The organism is Clostridium sp. Marseille-Q7071 (assembly GCF_965112025.1).
Genome location: NZ_CBCOPR010000001.1, coordinates 641052 through 656122, shown reverse-complemented (window position 1 = coordinate 656122; position 15071 = coordinate 641052). Strand labels below are relative to the sequence as shown.

At 31.3% G+C, this 15071-nt stretch carries 15 protein-coding genes; all 15 read right to left on the bottom strand.

Annotated elements, in window-relative coordinates; genetic code table 11:
• Window positions 1–7: 7 nt before the first annotated feature.
• The gene (locus ACWPW7_RS03075; RefSeq protein WP_454052303.1) at window positions 8–889 is read right to left on the bottom strand and encodes a DegV family protein; all 882 of its coding nucleotides are present in this window, start codon (window positions 887–889) and stop codon (window positions 8–10) included.
• A gap of 505 nt (window positions 890–1394) precedes the next feature.
• The gene (locus ACWPW7_RS03070; RefSeq protein WP_454052302.1) at window positions 1395–2345 is read right to left on the bottom strand and encodes an acetyl-CoA carboxylase carboxyltransferase subunit alpha; all 951 of its coding nucleotides are present in this window, start codon (window positions 2343–2345) and stop codon (window positions 1395–1397) included.
• A gap of 30 nt (window positions 2346–2375) precedes the next feature.
• Window positions 2376–3260 carry an acetyl-CoA carboxylase, carboxyltransferase subunit beta gene (gene accD, locus ACWPW7_RS03065; protein ID WP_454052301.1) on the bottom strand — a complete coding sequence of 295 codons (885 nt, stop codon included), beginning with the start codon at window positions 3258–3260 and terminating at the stop codon, window positions 2376–2378.
• A 14-nt stretch (window positions 3261–3274) separates the two neighbouring features.
• Window positions 3275–4624, bottom strand: coding sequence for an acetyl-CoA carboxylase biotin carboxylase subunit (locus ACWPW7_RS03060; RefSeq protein WP_454052300.1), 1350 nt, complete (start codon window positions 4622–4624; stop codon window positions 3275–3277).
• A gap of 114 nt (window positions 4625–4738) precedes the next feature.
• Entirely contained in the window at window positions 4739–5176 is a 438-nt protein-coding gene (gene fabZ / locus ACWPW7_RS03055; RefSeq protein ID WP_236887416.1) for a 3-hydroxyacyl-ACP dehydratase FabZ, read from the bottom strand.
• Window positions 5177–5212: 36 nt separating this feature from the next.
• Complete coding sequence (gene accB / locus ACWPW7_RS03050) at window positions 5213–5707, bottom strand: acetyl-CoA carboxylase biotin carboxyl carrier protein (RefSeq protein ID WP_454052299.1); 495 nt, start codon at window positions 5705–5707, stop codon at window positions 5213–5215.
• Between the two features lie 2 nt (window positions 5708–5709).
• The gene (gene fabF / locus ACWPW7_RS03045) at window positions 5710–6948 is read right to left on the bottom strand and encodes a beta-ketoacyl-ACP synthase II (protein WP_454052298.1); all 1239 of its coding nucleotides are present in this window, start codon (window positions 6946–6948) and stop codon (window positions 5710–5712) included.
• A gap of 21 nt (window positions 6949–6969) precedes the next feature.
• On the bottom strand, window positions 6970–7710 hold the full coding sequence (fabG, locus tag ACWPW7_RS03040; protein ID WP_454052297.1) for a 3-oxoacyl-[acyl-carrier-protein] reductase: 741 nt from the start codon (window positions 7708–7710) through the stop codon (window positions 6970–6972).
• Between the two features lie 14 nt (window positions 7711–7724).
• Window positions 7725–8660, bottom strand: coding sequence for an ACP S-malonyltransferase (gene fabD / locus ACWPW7_RS03035; protein ID WP_454052296.1), 936 nt, complete (start codon window positions 8658–8660; stop codon window positions 7725–7727).
• A 12-nt stretch (window positions 8661–8672) separates the two neighbouring features.
• Window positions 8673–9608, bottom strand: coding sequence for an enoyl-[acyl-carrier-protein] reductase FabK (fabK, locus tag ACWPW7_RS03030; protein ID WP_454052295.1), 936 nt, complete (start codon window positions 9606–9608; stop codon window positions 8673–8675).
• A 117-nt stretch (window positions 9609–9725) separates the two neighbouring features.
• Window positions 9726–9959, bottom strand: a complete 234-nt coding sequence (gene acpP, locus ACWPW7_RS03025) for an acyl carrier protein (RefSeq protein WP_291569066.1) — start codon at window positions 9957–9959, stop codon at window positions 9726–9728.
• Between the two features lie 23 nt (window positions 9960–9982).
• Window positions 9983–10969 carry a beta-ketoacyl-ACP synthase III gene (locus tag ACWPW7_RS03020; protein ID WP_454052294.1) on the bottom strand — a complete coding sequence of 329 codons (987 nt, stop codon included), beginning with the start codon at window positions 10967–10969 and terminating at the stop codon, window positions 9983–9985.
• 22 nt (window positions 10970–10991) lie between these two features.
• On the bottom strand, window positions 10992–11441 hold the full coding sequence (locus ACWPW7_RS03015) for a MarR family winged helix-turn-helix transcriptional regulator (protein ID WP_039634522.1): 450 nt from the start codon (window positions 11439–11441) through the stop codon (window positions 10992–10994).
• A gap of 445 nt (window positions 11442–11886) precedes the next feature.
• Complete coding sequence (locus ACWPW7_RS03010) at window positions 11887–13086, bottom strand: FprA family A-type flavoprotein (protein ID WP_454052293.1); 1200 nt, start codon at window positions 13084–13086, stop codon at window positions 11887–11889.
• A 54-nt stretch (window positions 13087–13140) separates the two neighbouring features.
• A complete protein-coding gene (locus tag ACWPW7_RS03005) occupies window positions 13141–15048 on the bottom strand; it encodes an acyl-CoA dehydrogenase family protein (protein WP_454052292.1) in 1908 nt (635 codons plus the stop codon).
• Window positions 15049–15071: the final 23 nt, after the last annotated feature.

The window sequence follows — 15071 nt, the reverse complement described above, 5'->3', positions numbered from 1 at the left end:
TTCTATACTAAATTTTTTCTCTTAATTTTCCCATGAAAAATAATCCAACCATATCTGGTCCTGTATGACTAGTAATTATAGTTCCTTCTTCATTAGTTATTATTTTTTCTACATTATCAAATTTTCTTATTGCTTCTTCTAAAAGCTTTCCATCTTCATAATTATCCCCATAACTTATAGCCACAGTTATTTTTTCATCAGGATTTATATTATCTTTAAATTTTTCAACTAATGTTGCTATTGCCTTTTTCGTTCCTCTTGTCTTTGAATAGCTTACTATTTGTCCCTCATGGTTTACATACAGTATAGGCTTAACATTTAAAAGACTTCCTACCACCGCTGCTGAACTTGATATTCTTCCTCCTCTTTTTAAATGTGATAAATCATTTACTGTAAAGAAGGCATGAGTTCTTGTTTTTGCTTCTTCTAGAAAATCTACAATTTCATCTTTAGTTTTTCCTTGCTTCATCATTTCATAAGCATAGTATCCTAACAATCCCTCTCCTAAACTAGCAGACATTGAATCTATAACAGATATGTCTACATTAGCATATTCTTCTTTTATATTTTCTACAGCCATTCTAGCACTATCAACAGTACCTGATAACGCTCCACCTAAAGATATGTATATTATAGATTTGCCTTCCTTAACTAAAGGTTTAAAAACTTCCTCAAATCTAAAACTATTTATTTGAGATGTTGTAGGCATTTCTCCTGATTTCAATGCTTTATAAAATTCCTTACGATTAAATTTTTCACCAAAGTCATCTATTACATCTTTGCCTTTATAGCTACAATTAATTCCTATACCTATAACATTTTCTTGTTTTATAAAGTCAAGGGTTACAGTACTAGCAGAGTCTATTATTAAAACTATATTTTTATTCATCTTATCATCCCTTCCATAGAGCTTAATAGCTTTCAATAGTTATTATTTAGAAATTTTTAAGTGTTTAAGACAAAAATAGCTGCTCAAAAACTCAACAAATATTTTATGTGAGATAATTTGACAACTTCTTCTAAAGCAGTATATTACAAAACAGATTGTCATACTAATAAATTATTTTTCGAAGATGTCTTATTATAATTTTATCAAAATTTATTAGTTTATTATAATATAAATTGATAATTATAATCTAAAATTAATAATTATAATCTAAAATTAATAATAATTATTTCCCTAGCTATAATTATTGTTATCATTTGCTATTTAATTATTACAAGCTAGATAAAGTGTCTGAAATAAAACAACTATTCAAAGGATACTTAAATTGAATCTAGTAATAGGTTATACCTATTATTAGATGTTTAACCTAAAAATTCCTCTAAAAATAATAGAAAGCATAAAATATCTTAAAAATTAAGATATTTTATGCTTTCAGACGCCTTAATACTTATTCAATAACTTTTCCTATCTTTCTAAACTTATAATATCTTTGTGTTAATAATGCTTCTATTGGTTCTTTTTTTAATCTAAATACTGTTTCTTCTAAATGTCTATATATGCTGTTAGACATTTCTTCTATATCTTTATGTGCACCACCTATTGGCTCTTTAATTATTCTATCTATGATTCCAAAGTTTAATAAATGTTCTGATGTTATTTTCATATCTTCAGCAGCCACTTTTGCTTTTGAAGCATCCTTATAAAGAATACTTGCAAATCCTTCTGGAGATAGTATTGAATATATAGCATGTTCTAGCATCCACACTTCATCTGCTACTGCCATAGCCAATGCTCCGCCACTTCCACCTTCTCCTATAACTATTGATATTATAGGTACTTTTAGGCTGGACATCTCCATAAGATTTCTCGCAATGGCCTCTCCTTGGCCTCTTTCTTCTGCACCTACACCACAAAAAGCACCAGGTGTATCTATAAAACATATAACAGGTCTTCTAAACTTTTCCGCTTGTTTCATAAGTCTTAATGCTTTCCTGTATCCTTCAGCATTAGGCATTCCAAAGTTTCTCATTATGTTCTCTTTAGTATTTTTTCCTTTTTGAATTCCTATTATTGTAACAGGCGTTCCTTTAAAATCAGCAATTCCACCTACAATAGCAGGATCATCTCCAAAATATCTATCTCCATGAAGCTCTATAAAATCTTTAAATACTCTCTCTATATAATCAAGGGCAGTAGGTCTTTCTACCAATCTTGCTATACTAACCTTATCCCAAGAAGTAAGGTTTTTATAAGCTTCTTTTTGCATTTTATAAAGCTTAATTTCTAATTCTTGTATATCATTATCTAAATTCATATCATTTTCAGCAGCTTGTTTTTTTAATTCCATTATATTATTTTTAAGTTCATATAATCTTTTTTCAAACTCTAATGGTGCCATAAAATTCACTCCTGTTTTATCACTAATTAATTATAAATTATGATATTTTAAAAGCTTTGATAATGTTTCTTTTAATTCGTTTCTTTTTACTACCTTATCAATAAAACCTTTTTTTAATAAAAATTCAGCTCTTTGAAAATCATCAGGCAATTTTTCTTTAATAGTTTGCTCAATTACCCTTCTTCCTGCAAAACCAATTAATGCATTAGGTTCAGATAGTATTATATCGCCAAGCATGGCAAAACTAGCAGTTACTCCTCCTGTTGTTGGATCTGTAAGTACAGTAATATATAGGTTGCCATCTTCGTTATGTTTTGCTATAGCTGCTGAGGTTTTCGCCATCTGCATAAGGGAATATATTCCCTCTTGCATTCTAGCACCACCTGAAGCTGTAAATATTATTATAGGCTTTTTAAATTTTGTAGCATTTTCAATAGCTCTTGCAATTTTTTCTCCTACTACAGATCCCATACTTCCCATCATAAATCTGCTATCCATAACTCCAATTACAATATCAATACCATTAATCTTTCCTTCTCCTGTAATTACGGCTTCTTCGATGTTGGTAGACTCTCTAAGTGAACTAATTTTATCTTCATATCCTTTAAAATTAAGAGGATTTGAAGATGTCATATATTTATCATATTCTATGAAAGTGCCATTATCTATAACTTGACAAATTCTCTCTCTTGCACCTATTCTAAAATGATAGCCACAACTATCACAAACCATGTGGTTATTTTTTAGATCTCCTTTATAAAGTGCCTTACCACAATTGTTGCACTTTATCCATAAGCCATTAGGTATATTAGGTTTACTTTGATTATCTTCATATTTAGATGAATTGCCATCAATATTATCTATCTTTAATTGAATATATTTATTCTTCTTAAAAAATTTATTAAGCTCAAACATTGAGTTACCCCCTCTTAAGAGTTATAACCTAGTTCACTAGTAACAAAGCTAGTATCAAAGTCTCCACTTAAAAACTTAGGGTTACTTAAAATTTCTAATTGAAACCCTATATTAGTAGTAACTCCATCAATTATAACTTCTCCTAATGCTCTTTCCATCCTGCTTATTGCTTCCTCTCTTGTTCTTCCATATACAATAAGCTTCGCAATCATAGAATCGTAAGTAGGTGGTATAATATATCCTTGATATACTGAACTATCTATCCTTACCCCTAATCCTCCTGGCAAATGAAGATAATTTATTTGCCCAGGACATGGCATAAAATTTTTACTTGGATTTTCTGCATTTATTCTACATTCAATAGCATGCCCATTTAACTTTATATCTTCTTGAGTAAATGCTAAACTCTCTCCATAAGCTATTTTTATTTGTTCTTTTATTAGATCCATTCCTGTAATCATTTCTGTTATAGGATGTTCAACCTGTATTCTGGTATTCATCTCCATAAAATAATAATTTCCATGCTTATCTAACAGGAATTCAATGGTACCAGCATTTTTATAACCGATACTTTTAGCTGCTTTTACTGCTACTTCTCCCATTGATATCCTCAATTCCTCAGAAATAGTAGGACCTGGAGCTTCTTCCATAACTTTTTGATTTCTTCTTTGTATTGAACAATCTCTTTCTCCAAGATAGATAGTATTTCCATAATTATCTGCAAGTATTTGTATTTCTATGTGCCTTGGTTCCTCAATAAATTTTTCAATATACATAGAATCATCTCCAAAAGCAGTCTTTGCCTCTGCTTTAGCAGTTTCAAAAGAAGATATGAATTCTTCTTCATTTCTTATAACCCTTATTCCTCTTCCTCCACCACCTGCTGATGCCTTTATCATAACAGGGTATCCTATTTTTCTTGATACTTCTAAAGCACTTTGAGGATTTTCTACTATTCCATCAGAACCAGGTACTATAGGAACATTAGCATTAATCATCATTTCTCTAGCCCTTGCTTTGTTTCCCATATTCTCTATATTTTCAAAACTTGGTCCTATAAATGTTATATTACATTCCTCACACATCTTTGCAAATTTACTATTTTCCGATAAAAATCCAAATCCGGGATGAATAGCTTCTGCTCCTGTTAATACTGTAGCACTTAATATATTTTCTTCATTTAAATAACTATCTTTAGATTTAGCAGGTCCTATACAAATTGCTTCATCTGCCAATTGAGTATGAAGTGCATTCACATCTATTTCAGAATAAACTGCTACAGTCTTTATGCCCATTTCTCTGCAAGCTCTAATAATTCTAACAGCTATTTCACCTCTATTTGCTATCAATATTTTTTTAAACATAACTGTACCTTCCCTAGCTTAGGCATGTGAAAAAGCATGCCTAAATAATATTTAAAATTTAACTTTTTATAAAATTAAAATATAAGTTCCACTATAGATAAACTATCTCAAAAATTAATCACCTACTGCAAAAGTTAACTCTGCTTCACAAGCTACTTCTCCATTTACTGTTGCTATTGCTTTACCTATACCCATAGGTCCCCTCATTTTTATTATTTCTACCTTTAGCTTTAAAGTATCTCCTGGAACTACTTTCCTTCTAAATCTAGCATTTTTAATTCCGCCAAAATAAGCAGTTTTACCTCTAAAGTCATCAGTATCAAGTAATGCAACTGCACCTACTTGTGCCAATGCTTCAATAATTATCACTCCTGGGAGTACAGGCTCCTTAGGAAAATGTCCTTGAAAAAAGTATTCATTCATAGTTATATTTTTTATTCCTATAGCACTTTTACCTGGAATAACTTCTTCAATTTTATCTATAAATAAAAAGGGATATCTATGAGGTATTATTTCTTGTATTTGTTTTATATCATAACTTTTCTTTTCCAATTTTTTCCCTCCCATATAATAATTTTTTATTAAATTTTAATCCTTCTTTATCTTAAATAGACATTGCCCATATTCGACCATATCTTCATTTTGTACTAATATCTCTGTAATAATGCCATCTACATCGCTTTCAATTTCATTCATAAGCTTCATAGCTTCTATTATGCAAAGTATATCTCCCTTTTTAACTTTACTTCCTACCTCTACAAAAACTTTGGAATCAGGACTAGGTGATGAATAAAAGGCTCCTACTATAGGTGAATTTATAGTGCATATGTCTTCGCTACAATAAGCCTCTGCTTCAACTCTCTCCGGCGATTTTTCCATAGTTTTTTTACCATTATTTTCTAAATTTGGCTGAGTATCTACTAATGTTTCATGCATAACAGAAGATGAATTCTTCTCTAGAGTATTAACAACTTCAATTTCTTTTTTCATTTTTATTTTTAGGCCATCTTGCTCTACCTCAAAGGATGTAAGATTTGATTCACTAACAGCTTTTATAAGCTGCTGTAAGCTTTTAAAATCCATAATTACTCCTCCCATTTTTTAAGTAAAATACTAGCATTATGTCCACCAAATCCTAAAGAGTTAGATAGTGCATATTTTAATTTTCTACTTCTTCCCACATTAGGAACATAATCTAAATCGCAATCTTCATCTTGAATTTTAAGCCCTATAGTAGGAGGTATAAATCCTTCTTCTAAAGATTTAATACATACTATAGCCTCTACTGCTCCAGCTGCTCCAAGTAAATGTCCTATCATAGACTTAGTTGAACTTATTGGTATTTTATATGCTTCTTCTCCAAATACCGATTTTATCGCTAAGGTTTCAAATTTATCATTATATGGAGTACTAGTTCCATGAGCATTTATATAAGAAACATCTTTTGCTTCTATTTGAGCTTCTTCTATAGCCATTTTCATAGCCCTTGCTGCTCCTTCACCATCTGGTGATGGTTGAGTTATATGAAAAGCATCACAAGTTACACCATATCCTAACATTTCTCCATATATCCTCGCTTCTCTTGACTTTGCATGATCAAGGGATTCAAGAATAACAATTCCTGCTCCTTCTCCCATAACAAATCCATTACGTTCTTTATCAAAAGGAATTGATGCCCTTAAAGGATCTTCACTTTTTGTCAGTGCTGTTAATGAAGAAAATCCTGCCATTGCTATATCAACTATAGGTGCTTCACATCCTCCTGCAATAATTACATCTGCTCTACCAGATTTTATCATTTCAAAAGCTTCTCCTATTGCATTTGTACCTGTTGCACAAGCAGTAACCACAGTAGAACAAATTCCTTTTGCACCGTATTTTATAGCTACATTTCCAGCTGCTATATTTCCTATTATCATAGGTATCATAAATGGTGAAACTCTATTAGGTCCCTTTTCCATTAATTTTTTATACTCAACTGTTATAGTTTCAAGTCCACCTATGCCTGATCCAATAATTACTCCAAATTTTTCTTTATTTAAAGACTCAATATCCAAATTTGAATTTTTAATAGCTTCTTCAGCAGCTACCATGGCATATTGGCAATACTTATCCATTCTTTTTGCTTCTTTTTTATCCATATAATCTTCTATATTAAAATTTTTAAGCTCTCCTGCAACTTTTGCTTTAAAATTTGAAACATCAAAAGTTTTTATAAAATCTATTCCACACTTTCCATCTTTAATGCTATTCCAAAAAGTTTCTAAATTATTTCCTAGTGGAGTTAATGCTCCCATACCTGTTATAACAACTCTTCTATCCATAAATGCATCCTCCTATAAATTCTACATCACCATTCCGCCATCTACATTTATTACTTGACCAGTTATATACTTAGATTGTTCAGAGGCTAAGAAAGCTACTAAATTTGCAACATCCTCACTACTACCTAACTTTTTTAATGGTATGTTATTAAGTAAGTTTTCCTTAATATTGTCCTTTAAAGTCTCTGTCATATCTGTTTCTATAAATCCTGGTGCTATTGCATTTACATTTACTCCTCTGCTGCCAAGCTCTTTAGCTACTGACTTAGTAAGTCCTATAACCCCTGCTTTAGAAGCACTATAGTTTGCTTGCCCTGCATTTCCTACTACACCTACTACTGAACTTATATTGATAATCTTTCCACTTCTTTGTTTCATCATAATAGGAGTTGCATGCTTTATGGTATTAAATGTACCTTTTAAGTTTGTATCTATAACAATATCGAAGTCTTCTTCTTTCATTCTCATAACAAGATTATCTTTAGTTACTCCAGCATTGTTTACTAGCACATCTACAGAACCAAAATTTTCTTTACAAATCCTAATTAATTCTTCTGCATCTTTTAGTTTAGCAATATCACCTTGAACTGCCTTAGCCTTTACACCTAAAGCTTCTATTTCTTTTACAAGCTCATCAGCTTTATTAATACTATTTTTAAAATTAAAGACTATATTAGCACCTAAAGAAGCTAATTTTAATGCTATTGCTCTACCTATACCTCTACTTGCACCTGTTATTACAACATTCTTTCCCTGTAACATATTCCTCACTCCTATTAGCTCTTTATTTTTTTTACTGTATTTTCTAAAGAAGATATATCTTCCACATTTAGTATCTTTAATTTTCTATCTATTTTCTTAACAAATCCATTTAAAGTCTTACCTGGTCCAATTTCAATAAAAGTATCAACACCATCTCTTATCATAGCTCGTATGGTATCCTCCCACCTAACTGAACTCATAACTTGTAACTTTAAAATATTTTTGATGTTTTCATTTTCATTTATGTAATCTCCAGTCATATTAGTTATTACAGGAATTTTCATTGAATTAAATTCTATTTTATCAAGTTCTAGTGATAATTTTTCCGCTGCTGTTTTTAGCATTGATGTATGAAAAGGTGCACTAAGTGGTAATTGTACCACTTTCTTAGCTCCCTTTTCTTTGCATAACTGTGATGCTTTTTCTAAAGCTTTTATCTCTCCTGCTATAACAATTTGTCCTGGACAATTTAAGTTAGCAAGTTCTACAATACCTTCATTACTTACTTCATTACAAATTTCTTTTATAATATTTTCTTCTAAACCTAACACAGCTGACATTCCACCAAGCCCTATTGGTACTGCTTCTTGCATGAATCTTCCTCTTTTTTTAACTAATTTAACTGCATCTTCAAATTTTATAACATTGCTATAAATAAGTGCTGAATACTCTCCAAGACTTAATCCTGCTGCTATATCAGATTTTATTCCATAATGTTCTAGTGCTTTAAGACAAGCTATGCTCATAGTTAATATAGCTGGCTGAGTATTTTCTGTAATGCTAAGTTCCTCTATAGGTCCTTCAAAACAAAGTTTACTTATTTCAAACCCTAATTTTTCGTTAGCTATATTAAATATATCCCTACATATATCTATATTTTCATAAAGTTCTTTTCCCATTCCTACATACTGAGAACCTTGCCCAGGAAATATAAAAGCTATTTTACCCATAATTTCCTCCTATTAATAATGACTAAAGTTAAGCATCACCTTATATGTTTCTTCAAAAATTTCCTTTATTATTTCTTCACAGCTTTGTTCTTTGCTTACAAGTCCTGCTATTTGTCCTGCCATTACAGAACCCATATCAATATCTCCCTCTATAACAGCTTTTGGCAATGCACCTCTTCCTAATTGATCTAATTGTTCTGGAGATACATTTTCTTTTTCAAGCTTTTGAAATTCTCTAGCCAATTTATTTTTTAACACTCTAACAGGATGCCCTGTACTTCTACCTGTTACTGTTGAATCTATATCTTTTGCAGATATAACTTTTTCTTTGTAATTTTTATGTACGTTACATTCATGTGCAACTAGAAATCTAGTACCCAATTGTACTCCTTTAGCTCCTAACATGAATGCAGCTGCTACACCTCTACCATCACCTATACCACCAGCGGCTATAACAGGTATATTTACTCCGTCTGCAACCTGTGGAATTAATGCCATAGTTGTAAGTTCTCCTATGTGTCCACCAGCTTCACATCCTTCTGCTACTACAGCGTCTGCTCCATAACGTTCCATTCTCTTTGCTAATCCAACAGAAGGTACTACTGGTATAATTTTTATGCCATGAGCTTTCCACATTGCAATATATTTACCGGGATTTCCGGCACCAGTTGTAACTACTTTTACTCTTTCTTCACAAACTAATTTAGCTATATCTTCTGCATGAGGACTAAGCATCATAACATTTACCCCGAAAGGCTTATCTGTTAGCTGTTTTGCCTTTCTTATTTCTTCTCTTACATGCTCTGCTGGAGCATTTCCTGCCGCTATAACCCCAAGACCTCCAGCATTTGAAACTGCTGCTGCTAGTGAACTATCCGCAATCCAAGCCATCGCTCCTTGAATTATAGGATATTTTATATTTAGCATTTCACAAATTGTAGAACTCATATCTATTCCTCCTATAAAAATAAAATTGTGGTTTTGCCACAATTTTTAATGCACAATTTACAGTTTAAAATGTACAATTGTGGAAGCTTCTCAGCTATAACTGAGAAGCTATACATATTAATTATTTATCTTTTTTTCAATATAATCAACAATACCTTTAACATCTTTTATGTCTTCTATTTCTTCATTAGGAATTTCTATATTAAATTCTTCCTCTAATGAAATAATTACTTCAAATAGTTCTAATGAATCTACTCCTAAATCATCACTAAAAGTTGAATTTAATGTCACTTCAGCCTCTTCTAATCCTAATTGATCTGCTATTATTTTTTTAACTTTTTCAAATACCATTTTTATTCCTCCATATAATCTTTTTATTTAGATACCTTACTCCAATTTATTAATGCACTACCATAGGTAAGGCCTCCACCAAATCCTATGATAATAATTTTACTTCCTTTTTTAAGTAAATTTTTTTTATTCAGTTCATCAAGTGCTAATATAATACTTGCACTTGAAGTATTGCCATACTTACTTAAATTCATATAAAATTTATTAATATCATAATTTTTTCTTTTAGATACTGCCTCAATTATCCTAAAATTAGCTTGATGAGGTACAATATAGTCTATATCATCAATATTAAGATTGTTTTCTACTAAAATTCTTTCTATGGATTTTTCTAATACAGCTACAGCAAACTTAAATATATCTTTGCCATTCATTACAACTTTATCGTGAAAATCTTTAGTGCCAGCATTATATATGTTCTTTAAATCTACAGCAGAGCAAGTTAGTGACTCTCCTTTGCTACCATCAGCCTTACATTGAACAGAAGTTATACCAACTTCATCACCTGTAGCAATTACTGCTGCACCAGCACCATCTCCAAAAAGTACACAAGTACTTCTATCATTCCAATCAATTATTTTTGATAATACTTCTGCACCTATAACTAAAGCTTTTTTGTAAGCACCATTTTTTATAAATTGGCTTGCAATATCTATACCATATATAAAACCACTACAAGCTGAAGATATATCAAATGCCATAGCATTCTTAGCACCTATTGCCGCTTGAACATTACAAGCTGTTGATGGTGTTAATGTATCTTGCGTTATTGTAGCAACTATAATTAACTCTATTTCATCTGCTGTTGTATTGCTATCTTGTAATGCCAATTTAGCTGCATTTATAGCAAGCTCTGTTGTAGTTTCATCTTTAGATATATATCTAGTTTTAATTCCAGTTCTACTAACTATCCATTCATCACTAGTTTCTACATATTGAGACAACATATCATTAGTTACTATATTGCTAGGTACATAACTTCCTGTACCTAAAATTTGAACGTTTTTCATTATTAACCCCCGTTCATAAAGTCTAATATTTAGATTTAAAAAATTCATTAAGCTTTTCTAGGGATCTAATTAAAACATCTTCTTCTTCCTGTGAAAGTCCTTCAACGGTAGCTTTTATCATCTCATGATGAAATTTTTCATGTATTCTATAAGCAAGCTTACCTTTTCTAGTTAGGTTTATCTTTACAGATCTTCTATCTTCTTCACATCTATTTCTTTCAACATATCCCTTTTTTACAAGCTTATTTATTGCTGTAGTTAAAGTTCCTACAGTGATTTTTAAATTTTGTGCAACTTCACTCATAGTTTTAACCTCATACATACCTATAGCTTCAATGGTATGTGTTTCAGTTATAGATAAATCCTTTAAAACACTTTCTGCTAATGCTTTTTGTTCTATTTTCAAAATGTCATTAAAAGTTTGAACTAATAATTCATTTAATACCTGTTTTTTTAAAGAAGATTGTTTCATATTTTTCTACTTCCTTTATTTTGATATTCAAATATTTTGATAATCAAAGTATAAACTTATAATTATTCTATGTCAATATTTTTTTAATATAACGATTATGTAATATGTAATATATATTTAAATATTTACAAATTAAGTATAAAATATACATTGCAAATGTATAAATTTCTTTATGAAAGTAGGAATTAAAAATCTTGCTACTTCAGGATTTAAGATATATGTATGATTATTTAAAAATAATTTTTATATTGAACAAGAATAACACTTTTGCAATGCTCTATCAAGATAATAATTAGTTTTTTAGATAATTTTATCATATAAATTTTAAAAGTTCTGTTAAATTCTTTAATAGTTATTATAATTAATTTTATAATATATAATGATATAAAAAGATCAACTTATGAGTTTAACTCATAAGTTGATCCTAAATTTATATTTTTAAAAATTATTTCATTGATTCGATAATGCTATCAACAATGGCATCCATTGAATCTCCGTCATCTTCTTTCATGCTAGAGTTTACTGTCATATCACTATCTAAAATAGTCATTTCTTTCATCTCATCTAAAAGTTCACGCATTAACTTTCCAGATTGAGGTGCCCATGAACCATTTTCAATAAGAGCAAATGTACGTTTTTGAAGATTTAATGCCTTCATGTCCATTATATAATTTAGCATTGGTGGATAAATATTTAAGTTATAAGTTACTGAAGCAAGGACTACGTGACTATATTTAAATGTTTCAGAAATCAAATAAGAAACATGAGTTTTTGAAACATCATACATAGCTACATTAGTTATTCCTTTTTTCACTAATCTTGTTGCTAAGTCATTAGCAGCTGCCTCTGTATTTCCGTACATTGTTCCGTAAACAATCATTACACCCTTTTCCTCAGGTTCATAACGACTCCATTTATCATATTTACCTAGTAAATATTCAAAATCATTACGCCATACTGGTCCATGTAATGGACATATAATTTTTATATCTATAGTACTTGCTTTCTTTAAAAGAGCTTGAACATGAGGACCGTATTTACCTACGATATTTGTATAGTATCTTCTTGCATCATCAATCCAATCACGATCAAAGTTTACTTCATCATTAAATAATTTGCCATCTAATGCTCCAAAAGAACCAAAAGCATCAGCTGAGAATAATACGCCGTTAGTAGTATCATATGTTACCATAGCCTCTGGCCAGTGTATCATTGGAGCAGACACAAATACAACATTATGTTTTCCAAATGACATAGTATCTCCTTCTTTGACTTCTATCAATTTTCCATCAACTTGGAAACCAAATTGACGCATAAATAAAGAAGCTTTTTCAGTACATACAATTTGTACATCTGGATAACGAAGAATAATTTCTTCAATGCAAGCAGCATGATCTGGCTCCATATGATTTATTATCATATAATCTAAAGTTCTCTCCCCAAGAAGCCCTTTAACATTTTCAAGTAATTGACGGCAAATTGACCAGTCAACTGTATCAAATAGCACTGTTTTCTCATCTAAAAGTAAATAAGAGTTATATGAAACCCCTTTTTGAATAGGGTGAATATTTTCGAAAAGAGCAAGACGACGGTCATTGCCTCCAACCCAATAAAGATCCTCAGTTATATTTCTAACACAATACATAGATTAAATCCTCCTTACCTAGAAACCTTTTATTATGCTTAATTATTATAGAAACTAAACTTCTATAAACATATCTTTCTCTTCACCACAAGCAGGGCAGGTCCATTCTTCAGGTAATTTCTCGAAAAGTGTACCTGGGTTTATTTCTCCTTCTGAATCACCTACAGCTGGATCGTATTCATAACCACATCCGTTACATACATGATATTTCCAGCTTGGAGCAACTTTCTTTGGAACAGCTCTCTTAATTTTCTTCATTTGTGGAGCTTCTTTCTTCGGTTCTCCATTATCTAAAGCTTCAGCAAGTATTGGTAGTATCTCCATTAAATCCCCAACAATACCATAGTCTGCGTTTTTAAATATTTTAGCATTTGCATCAATATTTATAGCAACAATAGTAGAAGCATCTTTTATACCCTTTAAGTGTTGACCTGCACCTGAAATACCGCAAGCAATATAAAGATTTCCTTTGAATTTTTGACCTGACATACCAACATAACGATTTATTGGTACATATTTAAGTGTTTCAGCTACTGGACGTGATGAACCTATAGCTGCACCAGCTTGAACTGCCAAGTCTTCTATAAGTTTCATATTTTTTCTTTCACCTATACCTTGACCTACACTTACCACTCTTTCAGCTTTAGCTATAGGAGTGTCTATAGGAATTCCTACTGTAAAGTCGTATCCATCTGCTTTAAGTGCTTCCACAAGTGCATCAACTTTTTCTTTAGGAGTTCCATCTTTGAAGATAACTTTCTTACGATAACCTGTAGCAGGTCCCCTTTTAGTAGCCTTGCCTGTACTTTCTGTCTTTGGCATTTTACCAATTATGTTAGCAGCAATAACTATACGTTGAATTTCATTAGTTCCTTCATATATTGTACAAATTTTAGCATCTCTATAAGCACGTTCAACTTCCATACCTTTTAGATATCCACTTCCACCAAAGATTTGAAGTGCATCATTTACAATCTCAAGACAAACGTCAGAAGCGTATTGTTTAGCCATAGCAGCTTCCATACCATAATGTTCATGATTTTCTTTTAACTCTGCTGCACTATAAATAAGTAATCTAGCTGCTCTAAGCTTTGTTGCCATATCAGCTAATTTAAAAGAAATAGCTTGTTGTTGGCAAATAGGTTTACCAAATTGAACTCTTTCTTTTGAATATTCTAGCGCATTTTCATAAGCACCTTGCGCTATACCAAGAGCTTGTGCCGCTATACCAATACGTCCACCATCTAAAGTTAACATGGCAATTTTAAAACCTTCGCCCTCTTTACCTAATAAATTTTCCTTAGGAACTTTCACATTATTGAAGACAAGTTCTGCAGTTGCGGAAGAACGAATACCCATTTTGTTGTAATGTTGTCCAAAAGTAAATCCTTCCCATCCTTTTTCCACAATAAATGCACTAATACCACGAGTACCTATATCTGGTGTAGTAACTGCAAAAACAATATAAATATCAGCCTCACCACCATTAGTAATGAAGATTTTTTCACCATTTAAAATATAATAATCGCCTTCTAGTACAGCAGTAGTCTCAGTACCACCGGCGTCACTTCCAGCATTCTCCTCAGTTAAACCAAATGCTCCAATTTTTTCTCCCTTTGCTAATGGAACTAAATATTTTTGTTTTTGTTCTTCTGTTCCATAACCAGCAATTGGATATGCGCCTAAAGATGTATGAGCAGAAAGAATTACACCTGTACCACCATCCACTCTTGATAATTCTTCAACGGCAATTGCATAGCTGATTACATCCAGCCCTGCTCCACCATATTCTTTTGGATATGGAATCCCCATCATACCCATATCAGCTAGTTCTTTAATTTCTTCTGAAGGAAACTTATTTTCCTCATCCAACATAAATGCAATAGGCTTAATTTTCTCTTCAGCAAACTTTCTGATTCTCATTCTCAAATTTTCATGATCTTCTGTAGTTTTAAAAAACATAACTGCACCTCCCCTTTAATTAA